Annotated in this window: 22 protein-coding genes; 9 read left to right on the top strand and 13 right to left on the bottom strand. The window is 54.3% G+C overall.

The window, feature by feature from the left end; all coding sequences use genetic code 11:
* Positions 1 to 3: 3 nt before the first annotated feature.
* Together rhaD and rhaM are read left to right on the top strand one after the other, a co-directional pair.
* Positions 4 to 846, top strand: a complete 843-nt coding sequence (gene rhaD / locus AC6I8W_RS11025) for a rhamnulose-1-phosphate aldolase (RefSeq protein ID WP_497835048.1) — start codon at positions 4 to 6, stop codon at positions 844 to 846.
* Positions 836 to 1150, top strand: a complete 315-nt coding sequence (rhaM, locus tag AC6I8W_RS11020) for an L-rhamnose mutarotase (RefSeq protein WP_497835047.1) — start codon at positions 836 to 838, stop codon at positions 1148 to 1150. Before rhaD ends, rhaM begins: the two co-directional genes overlap by 11 nt.
* Positions 1151 to 1199: 49 nt before the next feature.
* Here the strand turns inward: rhaM and AC6I8W_RS11015 are convergent, their stop codons facing one another.
* A complete protein-coding gene (locus AC6I8W_RS11015) occupies positions 1200 to 1847 on the bottom strand; it encodes a TetR/AcrR family transcriptional regulator (protein WP_497835046.1) in 648 nt (215 codons plus the stop codon).
* Positions 1844 to 2026, bottom strand: a complete 183-nt coding sequence (locus tag AC6I8W_RS11010) for a hypothetical protein (protein WP_497835045.1) — start codon at positions 2024 to 2026, stop codon at positions 1844 to 1846. Before AC6I8W_RS11010 ends, AC6I8W_RS11015 begins: the two co-directional genes overlap by 4 nt.
* Before the next feature lie 91 nt (positions 2027 to 2117).
* Here AC6I8W_RS11010 and bhsA point away from each other — a divergent pair, with 91 nt between their 5' ends.
* The gene (gene bhsA / locus AC6I8W_RS11005) at positions 2118 to 2375 is read left to right on the top strand and encodes a multiple stress resistance protein BhsA (RefSeq protein WP_497835044.1); all 258 of its coding nucleotides are present in this window, start codon (positions 2118 to 2120) and stop codon (positions 2373 to 2375) included.
* Positions 2376 to 2417: 42 nt separating this feature from the next.
* Here bhsA and AC6I8W_RS11000 read toward each other — a convergent pair whose 3' ends face one another.
* The 4 genes from AC6I8W_RS11000 to ynfM all read right to left on the bottom strand — a co-directional run bounded on the left by AC6I8W_RS11000 (position 2418) and on the right by ynfM (position 6108).
* Positions 2418 to 3602, bottom strand: a complete 1185-nt coding sequence (locus AC6I8W_RS11000) for a sugar transporter (RefSeq protein ID WP_497835043.1) — start codon at positions 3600 to 3602, stop codon at positions 2418 to 2420.
* 184 nt (positions 3603 to 3786) lie between these two features.
* Positions 3787 to 4329, bottom strand: coding sequence for a cytochrome b561 (gene cybB, locus AC6I8W_RS10995; protein WP_497835042.1), 543 nt, complete (start codon positions 4327 to 4329; stop codon positions 3787 to 3789).
* A gap of 111 nt (positions 4330 to 4440) precedes the next feature.
* A complete protein-coding gene (locus AC6I8W_RS10990) occupies positions 4441 to 4692 on the bottom strand; it encodes a hypothetical protein (protein ID WP_497835041.1) in 252 nt (83 codons plus the stop codon).
* Positions 4693 to 4851: 159 nt separating this feature from the next.
* A complete protein-coding gene (gene ynfM / locus AC6I8W_RS10985) occupies positions 4852 to 6108 on the bottom strand; it encodes a multidrug efflux MFS transporter YnfM/SxtP(Kp) (protein ID WP_497835040.1) in 1257 nt (418 codons plus the stop codon).
* Positions 6109 to 6202: 94 nt separating this feature from the next.
* On the opposite strand from ynfM, the gene AC6I8W_RS10980 reads away from it, so the two are divergent.
* The 4 genes from AC6I8W_RS10980 to AC6I8W_RS10965 all read left to right on the top strand — a co-directional run bounded on the left by AC6I8W_RS10980 (position 6203) and on the right by AC6I8W_RS10965 (position 10813).
* Positions 6203 to 7099: a LysR family transcriptional regulator gene (locus AC6I8W_RS10980; RefSeq protein ID WP_497835039.1), complete on the top strand. Its 897-nt coding sequence runs from the start codon at positions 6203 to 6205 to the stop codon at positions 7097 to 7099.
* 134 nt (positions 7100 to 7233) lie between these two features.
* Entirely contained in the window at positions 7234 to 8451 is a 1218-nt protein-coding gene (gene mlc, locus AC6I8W_RS10975; RefSeq protein WP_497835038.1) for a sugar metabolism global transcriptional regulator Mlc, read from the top strand.
* 105 nt (positions 8452 to 8556) lie between these two features.
* Positions 8557 to 9258, top strand: a complete 702-nt coding sequence (gene bioD / locus AC6I8W_RS10970) for a dethiobiotin synthase (RefSeq protein ID WP_497835037.1) — start codon at positions 8557 to 8559, stop codon at positions 9256 to 9258.
* A gap of 178 nt (positions 9259 to 9436) precedes the next feature.
* Positions 9437 to 10813 carry a nucleobase:cation symporter-2 family protein gene (locus AC6I8W_RS10965; protein ID WP_497835036.1) on the top strand — a complete coding sequence of 459 codons (1377 nt, stop codon included), beginning with the start codon at positions 9437 to 9439 and terminating at the stop codon, positions 10811 to 10813.
* Between the two features lie 71 nt (positions 10814 to 10884).
* On the opposite strand, the gene osmV is transcribed toward AC6I8W_RS10965, so the two are convergent.
* Genes osmV through osmY form a run of 4 tightly spaced genes read right to left on the bottom strand, consistent with a single transcriptional unit; the run spans position 10885 to position 14340 of the window.
* The gene (gene osmV / locus AC6I8W_RS10960) at positions 10885 to 12021 is read right to left on the bottom strand and encodes an osmoprotectant ABC transporter ATP-binding protein OsmV (RefSeq protein WP_497835035.1); all 1137 of its coding nucleotides are present in this window, start codon (positions 12019 to 12021) and stop codon (positions 10885 to 10887) included.
* The gene (osmW, locus tag AC6I8W_RS10955; RefSeq protein WP_497835034.1) at positions 12021 to 12668 is read right to left on the bottom strand and encodes an osmoprotectant ABC transporter permease OsmW; all 648 of its coding nucleotides are present in this window, start codon (positions 12666 to 12668) and stop codon (positions 12021 to 12023) included. The genes osmV and osmW overlap by 1 nt, the downstream gene beginning before the upstream one ends.
* Positions 12669 to 12677: 9 nt before the next feature.
* Positions 12678 to 13604 (bottom strand): glycine betaine ABC transporter substrate-binding protein, encoded by a 927-nt coding sequence (locus AC6I8W_RS10950; protein ID WP_497835033.1) that lies wholly within the window; start codon positions 13602 to 13604, stop codon positions 12678 to 12680.
* A gap of 13 nt (positions 13605 to 13617) precedes the next feature.
* A complete protein-coding gene (gene osmY / locus AC6I8W_RS10945; protein WP_497835032.1) occupies positions 13618 to 14340 on the bottom strand; it encodes an osmoprotectant ABC transporter permease OsmY in 723 nt (240 codons plus the stop codon).
* A 401-nt stretch (positions 14341 to 14741) separates the two neighbouring features.
* On the opposite strand from osmY, the gene AC6I8W_RS10940 reads away from it, so the two are divergent.
* The gene (locus AC6I8W_RS10940) at positions 14742 to 16199 is read left to right on the top strand and encodes an MDR family MFS transporter (protein WP_497835031.1); all 1458 of its coding nucleotides are present in this window, start codon (positions 14742 to 14744) and stop codon (positions 16197 to 16199) included.
* Between the two features lie 44 nt (positions 16200 to 16243).
* On the opposite strand, the gene AC6I8W_RS10935 is transcribed toward AC6I8W_RS10940, so the two are convergent.
* Both AC6I8W_RS10935 and AC6I8W_RS10930 read right to left on the bottom strand, forming a co-directional pair.
* Positions 16244 to 16537 (bottom strand): DUF1161 domain-containing protein, encoded by a 294-nt coding sequence (locus AC6I8W_RS10935; RefSeq protein WP_497835030.1) that lies wholly within the window; start codon positions 16535 to 16537, stop codon positions 16244 to 16246.
* A gap of 52 nt (positions 16538 to 16589) precedes the next feature.
* Positions 16590 to 16925, bottom strand: coding sequence for a DUF1283 family protein (locus AC6I8W_RS10930; protein ID WP_497838170.1), 336 nt, complete (start codon positions 16923 to 16925; stop codon positions 16590 to 16592).
* A 130-nt stretch (positions 16926 to 17055) separates the two neighbouring features.
* Here AC6I8W_RS10930 and AC6I8W_RS10925 point away from each other — a divergent pair, with 130 nt between their 5' ends.
* Positions 17056 to 17385, top strand: a complete 330-nt coding sequence (locus AC6I8W_RS10925) for a YnfA family protein (RefSeq protein ID WP_497835029.1) — start codon at positions 17056 to 17058, stop codon at positions 17383 to 17385.
* Positions 17386 to 17481: 96 nt separating this feature from the next.
* On the opposite strand, the gene ydfG is transcribed toward AC6I8W_RS10925, so the two are convergent.
* Positions 17482 to 18228, bottom strand: a complete 747-nt coding sequence (gene ydfG, locus AC6I8W_RS10920) for a bifunctional NADP-dependent 3-hydroxy acid dehydrogenase/3-hydroxypropionate dehydrogenase YdfG (protein ID WP_021183203.1) — start codon at positions 18226 to 18228, stop codon at positions 17482 to 17484.
* Positions 18229 to 18555 lie beyond the last annotated feature (327 nt).

Raw genomic sequence — 18555 nt, 5'->3', positions numbered from 1 at the left:
ACCATGCAAAGTATTCTTTCTTCTGCGTTTGTACAGGGAATGGTTAAAGCGACCAGCGATATGTGGCTGAAGGGCTGGGATGAGCGCAACGGCGGCAACGTTAGCCTGCGGCTGCTGCCGGAAGAGGTGCAGCCTTATGCCGCCGACTTCTACGCTGAACCGCGCTGCATCGAGTTGAGCAAACCGGCACCGGCACTGGCGAACGACTGGTTTTTGGTGACCGGTTCCGGCAAGTTCTTCCGCAATGTGCAACTGGATCCGGCTGACAGCCTGGTGCTGTTGCAGGTGGATGACAAAGGATTGTCGTACAAAATCTACTGGGGCTTGAGCAATGGCGGGCTGCCGACCTCAGAGCTGGCAGCACATTTCCAGTCGCACAGCGTGCGCAAGCAGGTGAGCAACGGTGCCGACCGCGTGATTATGCATTGTCACGCCACTAACTTTATGGCGCTGAGCTACGTGGTAGAGCTGGATGCAGCACGTTTCACCCGCCTGCTGTGGGAAGGCAGCACCGAGTGTTTGGTGGTGTTCCCGGACGGCGTGGGGATTTTGCCGTGGATGGTGCCGGGCACCGATGGTATCGGTCAGGCCACGGCAGATGAGATGGCGACCCATAGCCTGGTGATGTGGCCGTTCCACGGCATTTTTGGTGCCGGGCCGACGCTGGATGAAACCTTTGGCCTGATCGACACGGCCGAGAAGTCGTCTGAGGTGGTGGTGAAAGCGCTGTCGATGGGCGGCATTCGGCAGAGCATCACCACCGAGCAGCTGATTGCATTGGGAGAGCGTTTTGGCGTGCATCCCTGGCAGGCGGCTTTGCAGGTGGAGCGCGCCAATGTTGCGTAGAGCCTTTGTGATGCAGGTGCACGCGGATTGCCATGACGAGTATCTACGCCGTCATTCGCCCATCTGGCCGGAACTGGCTGCGACGCTCAAGGCGAATGGAGCGAGCAATTACGCTATCTGGCTGGATGCCGAACGCAATTTGTTGTTTGCCAGTGTTGAAATAGAGTCGGAAGCCCGCTGGCAGGCGGTGGCGCAAACAGAGGTTTGCCAACGCTGGTGGGCGTCGATGAAGGATTTGATGCCGTCAAATCAGGATAACAGCCCGGTCAGCGCGGAGCTAAAACCGATGTTTTTCCTGCCTTAACATACCCGTCACGGCGCGTTTTATCGCGCCGCGACGTCAGGTGTTTCAGCTAGTCAATGGCGCAATATCCCGCCAGCGCAGGCCAGATTGCCATCTGCGTATCCACAATCTGTTCTAAATCCTCGCGACTTGCGCCTTCACGGGCGCGCACCGACATGCCCTGCAACACGCAGGCGAGGAAGCTTGCCAGCGTTGCGGTATTGCTGCATGCGGGTAATTCACCGCGTTGCTGGCGTGCCGCGAGAAACTGTTGCAACGCATGCTCCTGCGCGTGATGCTGCTGTTCCAGCATGCGCGCCACCTCTTCAGAACTGGCGGACAGGGCGCTGGAGGTACAGATAAAAAAGCAGCCAGCGGGTTTATCGCATTCGGTGAAACAGGCGGCGGTGGCGCGAAAATATGACTCGATCGCCGTCTTCACATCCAGCGCGGCATCGTTCAGCACTGCATTACGTTGCGCGCTGAACCTCTCGATATAGCGCTGCATCGCCGCTTTAAACAGGCCTTCTTTGTTGGCAAACTCCGCGTACAGCGTTGGCGCTTTGGCACCGGTCGCGCTGACCAGATCCGTCAGTGAGGTGCCTTCATAGCCGTGCGCCCAGAACAGCATCAGGGCTTTATCCAGCGCATCATCGCGATCGAAGACTTTCGGTCTGCCACGACTTTTACGCAGGGTCGGTTCAGTTATCTGGCTCATAAATCCTCACCACAGCTCAACATGCTTATTAAATTACCGATCATTAAATTAATATGCAACACCACTTTGTCCGTTTGTGCCTTCGCGGGCAAAATCCCCTGAATGGTAAAGTCCAGAGACGCGCTGAAGCCCATACTTACGCCACTTCCCATTAAAATAACGACCGTTAATAAAATCATTGACGCGAGTCCGCCTTTGGATTTAGTATTTATTTAACGGTTGTTAATTAAATGGCGACCCACCCAATTTCATCTGCAAAGAGAGACGATCATGAAAAGCATTAAACTGACCCTGGCCGCTGTGGCCCTGTCATCAATCGCATTTGGTACTATGGCGGCTGACCTGGTAAGTGAAGCGCCGGCTAATCAACAGCAAATCGGTGTGGTAAGCGCATCAGGTAGCACCGATTTAACCTCGCTGGAGAATCAACTGGCGGAGAAGGCCAGTGCTGCGGGAGCAAAGTCTTTCCGCATCACTTCGACCTCTGGCAACAACAACCTGCATGGCACCGCAGAGCTTTATAAATAGGAAGGGGCAGGCTTCAGATAGCTTCTATCTGAAGCCCCTTTTTTAACCGTTGGAACGTAACTGTGGATAACGACGGAAGATATAGATACACCAGAACAACGCCACCAGGCCGATCAACCCACCAATATTGCCCACATCCGCCATGTTTAAATGCAGGCTAACTTGATTACCGAGCAGCGCACCGGCACCAATGCCGATGTTATAAATGCCGGACATCAGTGACATGGCAACGTCAGTTGCATCCGGTGCCAGCGACAGCACCCGGACCTGCATTGCCAGACCAATCATCATCATCGCCATGCCCCAGAAAATACACAGCGTTGCAATCGCGGCCGGGCGTACGGCGGCAAATATCAGCAGACCCATGCACAAGGTGATCACTGCAATCGCGGCAATCAACAGCGCCGAGGGATATTTATTACCCAGGGTGCTGAACAGCACGCTACCGATGATTCCCGCAGAACCAAACAGCAGCAACAACAGCGTGGTGAAGTTTTCCCCGGAGTTGGCGACGACCTGCATAAAGGGTTCGATATAGCTGTAAGCGGTGTAATGCGCTGTCACCACAACGGTGACCAGCAGATACATGCTAACCAGCGCCGGGCGACGAAATAGCATCGGTACGCTGCTGAGCGAACCGGTATGTTCACTGGGCAGGCGTGGCAGAATGCGTGCGAGCAGCACCAGCAACACCAGCGCAGACAATCCAATCATGCCGAAAGTAGTACGCCAGCCAAGATACTGACCGACGATACGCCCAATCGGCACGCCCAACACCATCGCCAGCGCGGTGCCGGTTGCCAGCATACTCAGCGCCTGGGTTTTTTTGCCTGCCGGAGCGACACGAATCGCCAGCGACGCGGTAATGGACCAGAACACCGCATGTGCCAGCGCGATACCGATACGGGAAAGTACCAGCGAAGTGAAATCCCAGGCGACCGATGAGAGCACATGGCTGGCAATAAATAGCACAAACAGAATCGACAGCAGCAGACGACGTTCAATATTGCGCGTCAGCAGCATCAGCGGTAGCGACAGCAGCGCCACTACCCAGGCGTAGATGGTCAGCATGATGCCGACATCCGCAGTTTTCATCGCATAACTGGCGGCGATATCGGACAGCAAACCAACCGGGACAAATTCGGTGGTATTGAAGACAAAAGCGGCAATGGCCAGCAACACGACGCGTAGCCAGGCCGTTTTACGGGAGACGGTGGTTGATTGCATGAATTTCAGATCAGTCAGGCGGCAAATTAGGGGCGGAAAGCCCGATGTGAAGTGACCTTCGTCACAAATTATGCCTATTGTGGAGGATTAATACGCAGAGGGAAACCGTCTAACCGTATTTTATTGCTGAATATTTTTTATCGCTAAGGCTCCGGTTAATAGCCTGAGGTTATTAAGAAATTCGTTACGAGCTGCGTTTACGTGTTGGCATCATACGGATGAGGGTGTTGTCCTTCAGGATATAGTGATGCAACAGTGCGGCGACGGCGTGCAGGCCAATCAGCCAGTAGCCGAGTGGGGCCAGGGTTTCGTGCCAGCCGATCAGCGTGTCGGCGAGGTCAAAATTCGGGGTGCTGCTCACTGGCATCGCCAGGCCAAAAACCTGCCATGGCCGACCATTGAGATATTTCGACGTGACGCCGAGGATGGGTAATGCCAGAAACAGCGCGTACAGCAGGAAATGCATCAGATGGGCGAGATTCTGTTGCCAACGTGGCGGTGCGGGAATGATGTCTGGTGAGGTATGACGATGGCGTAACCCGGCGCGTACCAGCATCAACACCCATACTGAGACGCCACAGCTGAAATGCGTCATCATCATCAGGCTGCGGGTTAACGAACCACGGGCCGCCAGGCCACGTAGTTCAATGGTGGTATAGGCAATGGCGATCAATAACAGGGTGAGCCAGTGGAGGGCGATTTGTGACGTTGCGTATTTTTCACGCATGAGCGTTCTACCTGAAGCAATGTTGTTGGTGTCTAACATAGCGAAATGTCGCAGGAAAACTTAACAAAATGGCGCAACGTCGCGGTCCAGCTCAGATCCGGAATATCAGAGTCAGGCCATGTGTTTTAGTGCCACGCTATGCTGGGAGGTCAGATTTTTTTTTACGCCAACCGGACAACAGTGTTCGCAACCCAGCGCGGAAGGATAAAACTTACGCGCCTGCTGAATCGCGGCATTAGCGGTGTAAAAAGTACCAAGAAAGCGTCTTGCTGCATCCGGCGGAAGGAAAGGACACCCATTGGCATGTACCACATGGTTGTCGTTATAACCGGCATATTTATCGACATAATAATAAAGTTCCATCTGGCTTCCTCGTTGCTGTGTAAAGAAAAAAATCTAACTATTTTTGGAATAGAATAAATTATAGCTAGCTATTGTTATTTTGTTTTCACTGGCACTGAAAGTTTGCCGGGAAGGGGGATTACCTGAAGGGAACGGGGCGCATTGGCCCCGTAAAACAGATTACAGTTTGCGGCACTGCAAGCGCCAACCGACCAGCAATGCCAGCACCAGTAGTACGCTGATAAACACGGTGACACCGCTCCAGCCAAAACTGTGCCAAAACACGCCACCTAAGGTTCCGGCGACGCTGGAACCGACGTAATAACTGAATAAATAGAGGGAAGAGGCCTGGCCTTTTGCCCGACGTGCGCGCGGACCAATCCAGCCACTGGCAACCGAATGGGCGGCAAAAAATCCGGCGGTGAATAACATCATACCCGGCAGGATGATCCACAAGGTATTGAACGCTGTCAGTAGCAGACCACACAGCATGATCGCAGTGGCGGTGATCATCACCGGCCCCCGACCAAAGCGGCTGGTCATCGCACCGGCTTTAGGCGAACTCCAGGAACCGGTCAGATAGACCACCGACAACAAACCGACCACCGCCTGGCTGAGAGACCACGGCGCGCTGAGCAGTCGATAGCCAATGTAATTGAACAGGGTGACAAACGCGCCCATCAACAGAAAACCTTCCGCAAACAGCAGCGGCAGGCCTTTGTCACGCCAGTGCAGGCGGAAGTTAATCAGCAAATTATGCGGACGTAATGACGCCGGGCGGAAATGGCGCGAAGCGGGCAGGATTTTCCAGAACATCAGCGCCGATGCCAGCGAAAAGCAACCGATCACACCAATAGCGATGCGCCAGGAAAAAAGGTCGGTCAATACCCCGGTTAGCAGGCGACCGCTCATCCCGCCAATCGAGTTGCCGCTGATATACAGGCCCATCGAAAAAGCGATCACCCGCGGATGAATCTCTTCACTCAGGTAGGTCATTCCCACCGCAGCCACCCCACTTAACGACAAACCGATCAGCGCGCGCATCAACAGAATGCCGTGCCAGCTGGTCATCATGGCAGAAATCACGGTGCACAGGGCGGCAAGCATCAAGGCGGTCACCATTACCGACTTACGGCCAATGGCGTCGGAAAGTGGTCCGGTGACCAGCAAACCCAGCGCCATCAGCCCGGTCGATAACGACAGCGAGATACTGCTGGCTGCTGGCGAGACACCAAACTGCTGGGACAACACCGGTAGAATGGGCTGGACGCAATACAGCAGGGCAAAAGTGGCAAGACCCGCCGAGAACAGGGCAAGGGTAACACGCATAAATTGCGGCGAACCGCGTTCAATCCATGTTACTGACGCTGGAACAGAAGCAGGCACGACGGACACTTCGTCCTCATCGAGTGTCACAGCCTGAGAAGAGCGACTCACGGAAAATCCTCAAATTTCAGAAGGTATGACTATCGTAGGAAAGTGATAATAAGTTGTACAATATATTAATAATCTCGAATGAGACTTTTAAAATATGAATGTTGAACTTCGTCATCTACGCTATTTCATTGCCGTGGCGGAAGAACTGCATTTTGGTCGCGCCGCCATGCGCCTCAATATTTCGCAACCGCCGCTCAGCCAACAGATCCAGCAACTGGAGCAGGAAATTGGCGCGCAGCTGTTCACCCGTACCAATCGCAGTGTGCAGATCACGCCTGCGGGACAACAATTTTTACAGGATGCGCGCGGGATTCTGCTTCAGGTGGAGCAGGCGGCCAGTCGTGCGGCGCGGCTGCACAACGGCCAGGAAGGTGAATTACGTATTGGTTTCACCTCCTCCGCGCCCTTTACCGGGCTGGTATCCGATGCGCTCTATCATTTCCGCCAGCGCTGGCCGGCAGTACATATCCAGATGCAGGAGATTAACACCCGTCAGCAACTGGCACCGTTGCACGAAGGACGTCTCGATCTTGGCGTGATGCGCAACACGCCGTTGCCGAGTGATTTACAGCATCAGTTGTTACTGCGCGAACCCTTGTGTGCGGTGGTGCACTGGGCGCATCCACTGGCCGATGCGGAGGCCATCTCCATTCAGGCACTGGCGAATGAACCTTTTGTATTCTTCGATCCGCAAGGCGGTACCGCCTTATATGGCGAGATACTGGCGCTGTTGCACCGTTATCAGATCAAACCCTTTATCACTCAGGAAGTGGGGGAAGCGATGACCATCCTCGGGCTGGTTGCTACCGGATTAGGGGTATCGATTTTACCGGCCTCATTCCGTCGTGCGCGGCTGGCAGATGTGGTGTGGTTGCCGCTGCATGAGGCCGATGCGTTGTCGGAGGTTTGGCTGGTGTGGTCAGCGACGCGTGAGCCGAGTGCACAGATGGCCAATATGATGATGCTGTTACAACGTAACGCTGAAACTTAAGCCAGACGCGGCAAAATCACCTGACAATGTGTGCGACAAATCACATATCTAATCAAATATTTGGCGCTATACGCCATTCTGCCGCACCATAGTTGCTATTTATTTAGAAGCGCGAAAATAACCGGGAGCAGGGTGTGAATCTGGACAGTCAACCTGGCCACATTGATCAAATAAAGCAGACCAACGCAGGGGTGGTTTACCGATTGATTGATCACTACGGCCCGATTTCACGTATTGAACTGTCCAAACGCGCCCAGCTGGCCCCGGCCAGCATAACTAAAATCGTGCGTGAAATGCTGGATGCACATCTGGTGCAGGAAACCGAGTTTCAGGAGCCAGGCAGCCGAGGTCGTCCGGCTATCGGGCTGGTTCTCGATACCGTCGCCTGGCACTATCTGGCTATCCGCATTCAACCCGGTTATATCACCCTGACGTTACGCGATCTCAGCAGCCGTGCATTACAGGAAGATCGTCTGCCACTGCCCGCCAGCTACGACAAACCGTTGTTGCAGGCATTGCAGGAGCTGGTTGATGCTTTCTTTATTCGTCATCAGAAATTACTGGAACGCTTGACGGCCATCGCCATCACCTTACCCGGCCTGATCAATGCGGCGTCTGGCGTGGTGCATCGTATGCCTGGTTACGCGATTGAAGATATGCCGCTGGGCGAAAGTCTGTCACAACGCACCGGGGTGCCGGTGTTTGTCCAGCACGATATTTCCGCCTGGACGTTGGCCGAATCGTTGTTCGGTGCCTCGCGCGGTGCGCAGGACGTGATCCAGATTGTGATCGATGAAACCGTCGGAGCCGGGGTGATTACTGGTGGGCAACTACTGCATAAAAGCGGGCGGGCGCTGGTTGAAATTGGTCATACCCAGATTGATCCCTATGGTCAGCAGTGCTACTGCGGCAATCATGGTTGCCTGGAAACCGTGGCCAGTATTGGCAGCCTGCTCAACCTCGCGGCGCAGCGTTTACCCCATCAACCGGACAGCCGTTTGCATGACGTGCCACTGACGATTGAATCCTTGTGCAAGGCGGCGCAAGAGGGCGATCGCCTGGCGAGTGATGTGATTGCCGGGGTTGGACACCATATTGGTCGTATGCTGGCAATGATGGTGAATATCTTTAATCCGCGACAAATTCTTATTGGCTCGCCGCTTAACCAGGCTCCCGGTGTGTTGTTTCCTGCCGTCAGTAGCACCATTCGCCAGCAGGCGTTGCCTGCCTATAGCGATGAAATCCAATTGGCCCCCACCGCGTTTAACGATCCGGGCACCCTGGGTGCGGCGGCGTTAATCAAAGATGCCCTGTATTCCGGCTATTTGCTGATAAAACTGCTTCAGGGCTAAACAGCCCGCCTTAAGTTTGTCCTAACGCAATCTGTCAGGTACGACATTTCCTTAAACTGCTCCTTCGTCACCTCTGGTTCACATCGCTAAACGTAAGGAGGAAGGGTGAAAACACTCTTTATCACCGGTACTGACACCGCGGTGGGCAAAACCGTGGTTTCCCGCGCACTATTGCAGTGCTTTGCACAGAATGGTCAGTGCGCCGTAGGTTATAAACCTATCGCCAAAAGTGCCAAACCCACCCCAGAGGGTTTGCGCAATAAAGATGCGCTGTTGTTGCAGCAGGCTTCTGGCCTGGCATTACCGTATGCCGCTATCAATCCTATCACCCTGGAAGAGGATGAAATCAGCACCAGTCCAACGCATCAGATTGATTACCCGTTGTTGAGCGCAGGGCTGGCGGCCCTCCAGGAACGCGCGCCGCATGTGGTGGTGGAAGGGACAGGCGGCTGGCGCAGCCTGATGAATGACCTGCAACCGCTATCAAATTGGGTCAAAAAGGAGCAACTGCCGGTGGTGTTGGTGGTAGGCATCAAAGAGGGATGCATCAGCCACGCTTTACTGACTGCCGAAGCGGTGGCGCAGGATGGCTTGCCGCTGGTGGGATGGGTGGCAAATCGCATCAATCCTGGTCTGGCACATTATGCGGAAATCATTGATGTGCTGAGTGAAAAGCTGCATGCACCGTTGTTGGGTGAATTGCCCTACTTGCCACGCGCGGAACAGCGGGAGTTAAGTGGGTATCTGGATCTTTCATTACTTGGGAAGCCGATTTCGCACAGGGATAGTGCAAAACCTGCGGCGTGATGAAACGAAAAGTGGCAAATCCAGGCTGGCTGAATCTAAGGTTGCAGATCCAGCAGCTGTTCTTTGTGAATTAATTTCTTTTGTATTCAATGTCCTGCCAAAAATATCACTGAATCTTATTGCTCTGGCGTGATTCATGCATCAGCTGACCTGATGAATTTACTGCCGGAGCACCGTTATGTCGCACTCAGATGAAAAAGGTTTGCTGTATGGGCTGGAACAACGTATTGGCCCAGCCCCCGCATTTTTTGCCGCACTGCAACATGTGTTGGCTAGCGTGGTGGGCATCATCACGCCACCGCTGATTATTGGTTCGGTACTGGGGTTACAGGCTTATATTCCTTATCTGATTAGCATGTCGTTACTGGTGTCAGGTTTAGGCACCTTTATTCAGGCGCGCCGTTTTATGGGCATCGGTGCTGGCATGATCTGCCTCCAGGGCACTAGTTTTGCGTTTCTGGGCGTGATCTTATCCGGTGGGCTGATGGTGAAAGCGCGTGGTGGTTCACCGGAAGAGATCATGGCCATGATCTTCGGCTGCAACCTGATTGCCGCGCTGATCCCAATGCTGATCAGTCGTTGTATTGCATCGTTGCGTAAAGTGTTAACGCCCGTGGTGACCGGTACGGTGATCACCCTGATCGGCATCAGCCTGATCAAGGTAAGCATCACCGACTGGGCCGGTGGTCACAATGCTGCCGATTTTGGTGCGCCGTGGAACCTGGCACTGGGGGCGCTGACGCTGCTGGTAATTGTGGCGCTAAACCGTTCACGTAACCGTTGGGCGCGGCTGGTGGCGGTGGTGGCGGGGATCGCCGTCGGCTGTATCGCCGCTGCGCTGACCGGCCATCTGCAACTCAAACCAATGGCCGAGAGTAGCTGGCTGGTGATGCCGGGCTTCTTTCGTTTTGGTTTCAACTTTGACTGGGCGATCTTTGTACCGATTGCGCTGGTGTCGGTGATTAGCGTGATTGAGGCAGTAGGGGATTTAACCGCCAACTGTTTGCTGTCACGGCAGCCGATTGAAGGTGAAGGTTTTCAGCGTCGCCTGCAAGGCGGTATCCTGGCGGATGGTATCAGCTGCGTGCTGGCCGCGATGTTCTCGGCGTTTCCTAACACCACCTTTGCACAGAATAACGGCGTGATTCAGATGACCGGCGTCGCCAGCCGGTATGTAGGGATGGTGATTGGCCTGATGCTGGTGCTGTTGGGGATTTTCCCAGTGATTGGCAACCTGTTGCAGCAAATTCCTGCACCCGTGCTGGGCGGCGCGACGCTGGTGATGTTTGGCAGCGTGGTGGCAGCCGGTATCCGGGTGATGACGCAGACACCGTTGGGACGTCGCGAAATGTTGATTGTGGCGGTCTCGTTTGGTCTCGGTCTGGGGGTAGAAGCGGTGCCGGAGGTGCTGAAACAGTTCCCGATGCTGATCACGAATCTGTTTGGGCATGCAGTGACCACCGGTGGGATTCTCGCCATTATGTTGAACGTGATTTTGCCGTCAGAACAGACTAAATCAACGTTGGCAGCCACTGCCGCGGAAGAATCACATTAATTGCGTAATGAATCACGCCGCTACAGCGTTGTTGGCGTAGCGGCGCGATTTATCGCACAGTCCCGCAGCGGTTAAGGATTTAATCGCCGCCGCGTGCGGCCAGAACTCAAATAATCCGCAATATAATCCTGCGAAATCTCCCCGCTGTAGCGGCCATCTTCATCGACAATCGGCATCCACACCAGATTGTGTTCGTACAGCTTCGACAGCACCACACGCAGGTTTTCTTCCGCTTTGCCGGTAACGGTAAAGGTATGCAACATCTCTTCACAGCGACCGCTGGCACCACGTGCTTCACGGCGCTTCACAAATCCCAGCGGTTTGCCGTCGTTGTCGACCACCGTCACTGAACGCATATCGTTGTCGTCCATAGTGGCAAAGGCTTCCGCCAATGGCGTGCTGCGTTGTACGGTGATGGTGGGTTGCTGGTCGGTGACATCACCGGCCTGTACCAGCAACAAACGTTTCAGGGTACGGTCCTGACCAACAAAAGAACCGACAAACTCATTGGCGGGTTTTGCCAGCAGTTCATCCGGGCTGGCGCACTGTACGATTTTACCTTGACCAAACACCGCGATACGGTCGCCCAGTTTGAGCGCCTCATCAATATCGTGGCTCACCAGCATCACGGTTTTTTTCAGCTGACGCTGCATATCGAGAAATTCGTTCTGAATCACCTCACGGTTAATCGGGTCGACCGCGCCAAAAGGTTCATCCATCAACAATACCGGCGGATCCGCGGCCAGTGCACGGATCACGCCGATCCGCTGCTGCTGCCCGCCCGACATCTCACGTGGGTAACGATGCAAAAACTTGGTCGGATCAAGCGCCACCATGCTCATCAGTTCAGTCGCGCGTTCACGGCAACGCTTTTTATCCCACCCCAACATGCGTGGCACCACGGTGATGTTTTCTTCAATGGTCATATTCGGGAACAGGCCAATTTGCTGGATCACATAACCGATATTACGGCGCAGCGTCACCGTATCCTGCGTGCTGGTATCTTCGCCATTAATCAGGATATTGCCACTGGTGGCCGGGATCAGTCGGTTGATCATTTTCAGCGTAGTGGTTTTGCCGCAACCGGAAGGGCCGAGCAGCACACACATTTCCCCGGCGGGGACTTCCAGGCTGACGTTATCGACGGCGTTAAACGCCGTGCCATTTTTCTGGGTAAAGGTTTTCGTCAGGTTTTCCAGTTTGATCATTAGCGAATCCCCTTAGGAGTCAGCGCTGACTGCAAACGGTGCAGCAGCCAGTCAAGCACAATAGCCAGCAAACAAATCATCAACGCACCGGCAATTAACATACGCACATCACTGCCGCTGATACCGTCCAGCAGCTGTAAACCCAAACCGCCCGCACCGATCACCGCGGCAATCGCCATCACGCCGACGTTCATCACCACAGCGGTGCGGATACCGCCGAAAATCACCGGCAACGCCATCGGGATCTCCACCCAGCGCAGACGCTGCCAGAAGGTCATGCCAATGCCGCGACCCGCTTCGCGCAGCCCCGGCGGCAGATTCTCCAGCGCGGTATGGGTGTTACGCACAATTGGCAGCAGCGAATAGAGAAACACGGCGGTAATGGCCGGCAGGGCACCAATTCCCTGACCGATAAGCGAGAACAGCGGGATCATCAGACCAAACAGCGCAATAGTCGGAATGGTCAGCACAATGGTGGCGATGCCCAGCACCGGCGTCGCCAGCCATTTAAAACGCACAATCAAAATCCCGAGGGGTACGCCAACCACAATGGCAAAGCCGACCGCGACCAGCACCAGCCAGGTATGTTGCCACGTCAGGGCCAGCAGGGTGTCCCAGTTAGCCATGATGTAATGCAAGGTATCCATCGCGCCTCCTTACAGCATGTTTTTTGATTTGAGGAAATCACGCGCCACCTGTTCGGGTGACTGATGATCGATATCGACACGCTTATTCATCTCGGTAATGGCCTCATCGGTGATCAGCGGTGATAGCTGATTAAGTGCCTCGGCCAGTCCGGGATGGCTTTCCAGCACATCTTTACGCACCACCGGCGTGACGTTGTAACTTGGGAAGAAGTGTTTATCATCTTCCAACACTTTGAGATCGAACCCTTTTACCCGCCCGTCGGTGGTGTAAATCAGACCGGCATCGACAAAACCTTCCTTAACGGCGTTATACACCAGTCCGGGATCCATCTGGCGAATCTGGGGGCGGTCGAGCGGCATGTTGTAGGCTTTTTGCAGCGGAACCAGGCCATCCGAACGTCCGGCAAATTCCAGATCGAGTCCCAGCTTCCAGTTATGGTCCGGGTCAGATTTGCGTATCTGTTCCAGCTTTGCCACCAGTTGCGACATGGTGCTGATGCCTTCCTTGTCAGCCCGCGAGCGCTGCATGGCGAACGCATAGGTGTTGTTCATTGGTGCCGGGTCGAGCCAGACCAGTCCCAACTTACCGTCAAGTTGCTTCACCGTGTCATAAGCCTGCTGCGATGACATCGGTTTGGTGATGTGATTAAAGATGATCAACGAGGTGCCGGTATATTCCCACGTCATATCAATCTGTTTGTTGATCATGGCGTTACGGCCGATGGTGGTGGCGATATTGGTTTTCGGTATCACCTGAAACCCTTTCTTTTGCAGCCACATCACCGTCATGGCCGAAAGGATGTGTTGCTCGGTAAAACTCTTGGTCGCCAACACCAGCGGTGTGGCAGCGGCAGCCATCTGGCTCAGCGCCAGCGTTGCAGTCAAAATCAGCGCGCTACGTTTTATCCAGCGCGCTAACAGGTTGGCAGTGGCCATCACAAGGCTCCTTTTACTGTGTCGCTGCATGCGGACTGAGATAACGTCCCAGCGCGGCTAACAGCAGGTCGAGAATCAGTGCGAACAGGGCGGTTGCCACTGCGCCGAGGATCAGCGTCGGAAAGTCGTTGAGGTAGATACCGGGGAAAATCAGCTCACCATAGCTGCTGGCACCAATCAAAAACGCCAGCGGTGCGGTGCCGACATTAATGGCGGTTGCGATGCGTACCCCGGCGAGGATGACCGGTAGCGCGTTAGGGATTTCCACCTGACGCAGGCGCTGAAATTTGGTCATGCCAATACCGTTGGCGGCTTCCAGTAGCGACGGGGGAACCGCGCTCAGTCCGGCATAGGTATTACGCACGATGGGCAGCAAAGAGGCGAGAAATAGCGCAATCAACGCCGGACGGTCGCCGATACCAACAATCACCATTGCCAGAGCCAGCACCGCCAGCGGAGGCAGGGTATTGCCAACGTTGAAGATCTGCATCACGTACTCGGCCCAGCGACGGGCAAAGGGGCGGCTGAGCAGAATCCCGCTGGGGATGCCCACCAGCAGCGCGAAGAACATTGACCAGAACACCAGAAACAGATGCTGCTGCCCAAGGTAGATTAAATCCACCCTGCGGGCGCGCAAGGTATCCAGCCCGAGTCCCCACACCAGCAGGCCAACCACCAGCACAATGGCAAGCACTGCTAACCCGGATCGTCGGGCGAGCGATGCATTTTGTTGCATAGCGCATGTCTCCCTGATTAGTTAAAAGTCGATTAATAACAATAATTTAATTGATTTTTGTTGCGGCGCGGTTTATCGCGCAAACCGCGCATTCGCACAATAAATCGCCACATCACACAATTGCAGATAAAACGACTACTTAATGACCATTTTCCAGTGAGAATCAGAAAAGGGGTTTTAAACCTATAGCAACGTTATTCTTGATATGCCAGTTTTTGAGGGAAAATCAGATAGATAGTAAAAGGGGAAAAAAGAGGCTTAACCCCCATGAAATAAGGCACAAACCTTGATAAAAAAAATTCATCGACTATTTGTGACGCTGTCACACCGGGGCGCACGCAGAGGAAATTGACGGATAAAAATTTCGACTAGTCTTGCGACAAAGAAAGGAAGAAAGAAAAATGACTGAGAGCGCAGAAATTCAAACGGGAGACCGCCACTGGATCCTGATCGCCTGCATGCTGGCGATGTTTATGGCGGCAATTGAGGTCACTATCGTTGCCACGGCAATGCCGACCATCATCGCTGATCTGGGCGGTTTTTCGCATTTTGGCTGGGTATTTTCTATCTATCTGCTGACGCAGGCGGTGACGGTGCCGCTGTATGGGCGGCTGGCAGATATGTGGGGGCGCAAAATGCTGTTTTTTATCGGCGTTTCGCTGTTTCTCATCGGGTCCGTGCTGTGTGGTTTCGCCCACAGTATGACGTGGTTGATTCTGTTCCGGGCGTTTCAGGGCTTAGGCGCGGGTGCCATCATGCCGCTGACCACCACCATCGTGGCGGATATCTACGCACCGCGTGAGCGCGCCAGCGTGCAGGGCTGGCTCTCCAGCGTCTGGGGCGTGGCGGCGATCCTTGGGCCGTTAAGCGGTGCCTGGCTGGTACAGCACTTCAGCTGGGCGGTGATTTTCTGGGTCAACCTGCCGATTGGTCTGCTCTCCATGCTGTTGCTGGCGCGCTTTCTTCCTGCACGGGAACAACGCCAGCACAGCACGCTAAATATTACCGGTTGTGCCTGGTTGATGATCAGCGTCAGCGCGCTGTTAATCGCCTTATTGCAGGCCGAAGTGCTGGGATATTGGTTGCTGTTGTTCCTGCTGCTGGCGTTGATTGCCGCTGTGTTCCTTAAGCGTCATGAACAACGCGCCAGCGCGCCGCTGTTTCCGCTGGCTATCTGGCGCAGCCGATTGATTGTGGCGGGGAATGCCGGAAATCTGATCATTGGTGCGGCAATGATGGGTATCAGTGCCTTCCTGCCGACCTGGATTCAGGGGATTACCGGCGGTACGCCGTTGCAGGCGGGCAGTGCGCTGGCAATGATGTCGATTGGCTGGCCGTTGGCCAGTACCCTGAGTGGTCGTCTGATGTTGATCACCTCGTACCGCTTTACCGCGCAACTGGGCGCACTGCTGCTGATCGCTGGCAGTGCCTTGTTGCTGTTGTTGCGCGCCGACAGCAGCCTGATACAGGCGGGGTTGACCGCCTTTATCATCGGTACGGGCATGGGGATGACCAGCACTACTTTTCTGGTTTCGGTGCAGAATCACGCGCATTACGAAATTCGTGGCATCTGTACCGCCTCGATCATGTTCAGCCGGATGCTGGGATCGGCGATTGGTACGGCGTTGATGGGAGCAGTGTTGAATTACAATTTGATGCGGCGTTTACCCGAGGCCAACGACCCGATGCAAAAAATCATGTCACATGACAGCCGTCAGGCGTTACCACATGGGACATTACAGGAATGGATTACGCAGATTGCCAGTTCATTGCATTGGGTGTTTGTGGTGGCCTTGTTGATCGCGCTGCTGACGCTATGGATCGCCTGGCTGATGCCGCACCAGCGGCCGGAGACGTAGCGGCGCGATTTATCGCGCGCCTTTGATTGCGCCGCTACGATCGTTTACTGTGGTGTATCGTGTGAGCTGCCCGCATCATTCGGCACATTGCCTTCTGCGTCGCGGCTCAGCTTCTTGTAGACAATTTTCTGGGTGTCGTTCTCACAATGCCCAACCACCTGACCACCCGCCTGGTCGGCCTGATCGTTGGGTACGATATCCAGCGTAAAATCCGATTCAGCCAGTCCGTTACTGACCAGTTTCTTGCTGATCTCCGCTTTGACGCTTTCACAGGAAGCTTGCGCCAGCATCGGCAACGCCAGCAAGGACAGCAATACCACGGCAACACGCTTTTTCATCTCACACTCCTTTGGTTAGAACTCCCTTGATGACTATAGCAGCGTCAGCGACTTATGGCGCGACGACGCGGCCGGTGCGACGGTCAAGGCAGCGCAGGGTGTTGGGTTCCCAGTAGGCATTGACGTTATAGCTTTTTTCACAGGAGTCACGGGTATCAAAGGCTTTATCGGTTTTATCGAATTCTTTCTCGACGCGGGTATTCACTTTGTTACGCAGGTTGCGGGTGTCATTCCATTGCTCCTTGCTTTGACGTGCCGCCTCATTGCTGGCAGCGCTGCTGCCATCTTCGATGATCAGACGATTGGTTTGCGCGGAGGCCAGCGGGGCAGTCAGCAGTACGCTGGAGGTCAGTGCCGCAGCAAGCAGTGCGGGAAACAATTTTTTCATCATCTTTTCCTTCAGTTAACACCAGCACAGCCTTGAGAGTGGCTGTAACAACAATACTCGCTAGTATATCATCGCTGCTTCTTTACTCACCAGCGGTGAGGCATTTGTTGAGACTTTTGAGAGACTTTTTATGCTGGTGAAAACGGCGTTGTTGTTTTTTTTAACTGCGATGGCGGAAATTGTTGGCTGCTTCCTACCCTGGTTATGGCTGAAGAAGGGCGCGACGGCTTGGCTGTTGCTGCCTGCTGCGGCCAGCCTGATGTTGTTTGTCTGGTTGCTGACCCTGCATCCGGCGGCCAGTGGTCGCGTTTATGCGGCCTACGGTGGCGTTTATGTGTTGACGGCGCTGATCTGGTTGCGGGTGGTGGATGGGGTAAAACTCAGTCCGTGGGACTGGGCGGGGGGCTTGATTGCGCTGAGCGGTATGCTGATTATTGTTGCAGGATGGGGACGGACCTGATGTTAAAAAACCGTAGCGGCGCGATTTATCGCGCCTTGCCCGCGGAAGGTCAAAAACGCGCGATAAATCGCGCCGCTACAGGGATGGTGTCGGGTTTTAGTCCTTATGCACCTTCAAACCTGCGAGGGTTTGCGTCACCGGCATCATTTCCAGTGTATTGATGTTGACGTGTTTCGGTAACGTCGCCACCCAGTACACCGCTTCGGTAACATCTTCGGCGGTCAGTGCGGTGGTGCCTTCATAAACCTTATCGGCTTTGCCGTCATCACCTTTGAAACGCACATTGGAAAACTCCGTGCCGCCGACCAGACCCGGTTCAATATCGGTCACACGCAGCGCGGTGCCATGCAAATCGGTACGTAGATTCAGGCTGAACTGGCGCACAAAGGCTTTGGTCGCACCATAAACGTTGCCACCGGCATACGGCCAGCTACCGGCAATCGAACCAATATTAATGATATGCCCAACATTGCGCTCCACCATGGCGGGCAGCAGGGCGCGCGTCATATACACCAAACCTTTGTTGTTGGTGTCGATCATATTTTCCCAATCTTCGATATTGGCTTTGTGCGCGGGTTCAATACCGAGCGCCAGACCGGCATTGTTAACCAACACATCGATATTGCGCCATTCGGCAGGCAGGGCGGCAATCGCCTCTTCAATGGCCGCACGGTTACGCACATCCAGTTGTACGGTATAGAGATTGTCGCCCAGTTCGTCTTTCAATTCCTGCAAACGCTCAACGCGGCGTCCGCTGGCGATCACTTTATGACCTGTGGCAATGAAGCGGCGGGTGATACTTTGACCAAAACCGGCCGTCGCACCGGTAACAAAAATAATCATCTCACTGTTCCTTAAACGATTTCAGGTTCCACGCCACACCTTAGCACTAACCCCGGTTCTCTGCCCATCAAAAGCCGTTGCTGAATTTTACCTGCACGATTTCAGCGCATCATTGCACCAATCTGGCACAGCTGAACGCACCGCAAAGACCACTAAACATCCGCCTCACCGACAGTTGTTAAATCGCAACCGATTGCGGAACTGAGCAACCGTTTGCGCACTCGGTTGCTTGCGCAACCTGCCATAAAAATAGCTTATATCACTCTAATTAATTGAATATAAAGACAAAATAGAGTTATTTGTGTTGGCACGCAGTTTGCAAAACCC

It is taken from the genome of Pantoea sp. X-Soil-TKNS-1211 (assembly GCF_059730495.1).
The sequence above is the reverse complement of the archived record's forward strand: the minus strand, read 5'-3'. Positions and strand labels throughout refer to the sequence as shown.

What these genes read in the sequence shown, in the direction of transcription:
- AC6I8W_RS10935 (WP_497835030.1), bottom strand. Translation starts at nt 16,537, where the DNA reads ATGAAAAAGCGTGTTGCCGTGGTATTGCTGTCCTTGCTGGCGTTGCCG.
- AC6I8W_RS10990 (WP_497835041.1), bottom strand. Translation starts at nt 4,692, where the DNA reads ATGGAACTTTATTATTATGTCGATAAATATGCCGGTTATAACGACAAC.
- AC6I8W_RS10930 (WP_497838170.1), bottom strand. Translation starts at nt 16,925, where the DNA reads ATGAAAAAATTGTTTCCCGCACTGCTTGCTGCGGCACTGACCTCCAGC.
- bhsA (WP_497835044.1), top strand. Translation starts at nt 2,118, where the DNA reads ATGAAAAGCATTAAACTGACCCTGGCCGCTGTGGCCCTGTCATCAATC.
- cybB (WP_497835042.1), bottom strand. Translation starts at nt 4,329, where the DNA reads ATGCGTGAAAAATACGCAACGTCACAAATCGCCCTCCACTGGCTCACC.
- AC6I8W_RS10940 (WP_497835031.1), top strand. Translation starts at nt 14,742, where the DNA reads ATGACTGAGAGCGCAGAAATTCAAACGGGAGACCGCCACTGGATCCTG.
- rhaM (WP_497835047.1), top strand. Translation starts at nt 836, where the DNA reads ATGTTGCGTAGAGCCTTTGTGATGCAGGTGCACGCGGATTGCCATGAC.
- AC6I8W_RS10965 (WP_497835036.1), top strand. Translation starts at nt 9,437, where the DNA reads ATGTCGCACTCAGATGAAAAAGGTTTGCTGTATGGGCTGGAACAACGT.
- AC6I8W_RS11010 (WP_497835045.1), bottom strand. Translation starts at nt 2,026, where the DNA reads ATGATTTTATTAACGGTCGTTATTTTAATGGGAAGTGGCGTAAGTATG.
- ydfG (WP_021183203.1), bottom strand. Translation starts at nt 18,228, where the DNA reads ATGATTATTTTTGTTACCGGTGCGACGGCCGGTTTTGGTCAAAGTATC.
- rhaD (WP_497835048.1), top strand. Translation starts at nt 4, where the DNA reads ATGCAAAGTATTCTTTCTTCTGCGTTTGTACAGGGAATGGTTAAAGCG.
- osmW (WP_497835034.1), bottom strand. Translation starts at nt 12,668, where the DNA reads ATGGATACCTTGCATTACATCATGGCTAACTGGGACACCCTGCTGGCC.
- osmV (WP_497835035.1), bottom strand. Translation starts at nt 12,021, where the DNA reads ATGATCAAACTGGAAAACCTGACGAAAACCTTTACCCAGAAAAATGGC.
- AC6I8W_RS10950 (WP_497835033.1), bottom strand. Translation starts at nt 13,604, where the DNA reads ATGGCCACTGCCAACCTGTTAGCGCGCTGGATAAAACGTAGCGCGCTG.
- AC6I8W_RS10925 (WP_497835029.1), top strand. Translation starts at nt 17,056, where the DNA reads ATGCTGGTGAAAACGGCGTTGTTGTTTTTTTTAACTGCGATGGCGGAA.
- AC6I8W_RS11000 (WP_497835043.1), bottom strand. Translation starts at nt 3,602, where the DNA reads ATGCAATCAACCACCGTCTCCCGTAAAACGGCCTGGCTACGCGTCGTG.
- osmY (WP_497835032.1), bottom strand. Translation starts at nt 14,340, where the DNA reads ATGCAACAAAATGCATCGCTCGCCCGACGATCCGGGTTAGCAGTGCTT.
- AC6I8W_RS10980 (WP_497835039.1), top strand. Translation starts at nt 6,203, where the DNA reads ATGAATGTTGAACTTCGTCATCTACGCTATTTCATTGCCGTGGCGGAA.
- AC6I8W_RS11015 (WP_497835046.1), bottom strand. Translation starts at nt 1,847, where the DNA reads ATGAGCCAGATAACTGAACCGACCCTGCGTAAAAGTCGTGGCAGACCG.